The organism is Peribacillus sp. (assembly GCF_059453735.1).
The window spans coordinates 1-1,524 of sequence record NZ_JAZVJO010000240.1 but is presented as its reverse complement, the minus strand read 5'-3'; the positions used below and the strand labels follow the sequence as shown (position 1 = coordinate 1,524).

Annotated in this window: 1 protein-coding gene and 1 riboswitch; the gene reads right to left on the bottom strand. The window is 37.5% G+C overall.

All coding sequences use genetic code 11. The features are described from left to right. On the bottom strand, positions 1 to 1,291 hold a 1,291-nt coding region (locus AC52RT_RS07520; RefSeq protein ID WP_495540168.1), incomplete at its 3' end, for an NCS2 family permease. Between the two features lie 124 nt (positions 1,292 to 1,415). Next, positions 1,416 to 1,517, bottom strand: a riboswitch (purine riboswitch). Positions 1,518 to 1,524: the final 7 nt, after the last annotated feature.

The following is a 1,524-nucleotide window of genomic DNA, read 5'->3' as shown; positions in this document are numbered from 1 at the left end:
TGATAAACGCAAAGTATAAAAGAAATAACAGACAAAGCACATACATAATTGGATGTACTTCTTTAGCACGCTTTTGTGCGACTAAACAAATTGGATAAAGAATAAAACCTAACCCAATCCCGATAACCACACTAGAAGTTAGCGGCATCATAATAATTGTTAAAAATGCCGGAATGACAATTTCTAACTTCGTCCAATTGATTCGTCGGATTTCCATAGCCATTAATGCACCAACAATAATTAATGCAGCTGATGTCACTTCCACTGATATAACACTAACAAGTGGTGAGAAGAATAAAGCAACGACGAAACAAGCTGCTATTACGACAGATGTAAAGCCGGTTTTTCCTCCGACCGCAATACCAGCAGAAGATTCAACACTTGTAGCAGGTGTCGATGTACCTAAAACAGCGCCAATCACACCAGCAGCCGAATCGGCAAGCAATCCTTTCCCGATATCAGGAATCTTATTATCCTTCATCATTCCTGCTTGGCTAGTTAATCCTATTAAGGCTCCAGCTGTATCAAAAAAGGCAACGATTAAAAATGTAAAGATTACGGTCAGTATTTGCGGGGTGTATATTTCATCTAAATGACCAAACACAACACCAAATGTTGGCTCAAGGCTCGGGATACTTCCCACAATAGATGAAGGAACATCGATTAATCCGAAAACCATCCCAATAATCGTTGTCATAACCATTCCGTAGAAAATTCCGCCGCTGATGCCACGTACTAGCATAATGATTGTCATAATAAGACCAATAATAGCTAGCAGCGTCATCGGTGAAGTTAAATCACCAATAGAAACAAATGTATCTGCATTGCCGATAACAATTCCACCATTTTTTAACCCGATAAAGGTGATGAAAAATCCAATTCCAGAAGCGATGGCATATTTTAAATCCATTGGAATGACATTAATAATCTTTTCTCGGATTTTCATTAAACTTAACAGCATAAAAATGATTCCAGCTACAAAAACGCCCGTTAGAGTGACTTGCCACTCAATGCCCATTCCAATACATACTGAAAATGTGAAAAATGAATTCAATCCCATACTAGGGGCAATAGCGATTGGAAAGTTCGCAAGTAAACCGATCAGCAGTGTACCGATGATGGCCGTAAGCGCTGTTGCCGTGAACACAGCCCCTTGATTCATCCCAGACTGACTCAGGATAAGCGGATTAACGACTAATATATAGGCGATTGACAAGAAGGTCGTTATCCCTGCTAAAGTTTCCTGTTTATAGGACGTATTCCGTTCTGTAAATCTAAAAAAGTTTTTCATGATGTAATCTCCTATTTGCCAGATTTAATGATTGAAAGGGAATGTTCGTCTAAATATAAAAAAACTTTGACCACTATTTGGCCAAAGTTTTCTACAAAACGGAATAAAAATAGTATAAAAATATTATTAATGTCCCATTCCTTGTAGACAAGCTATTTAATGGTAGCTGGTAGAAACTTTCAAGCCATATTCTTGAATTTATACAAGGTACATCTATTCTTATTTAATTTTAT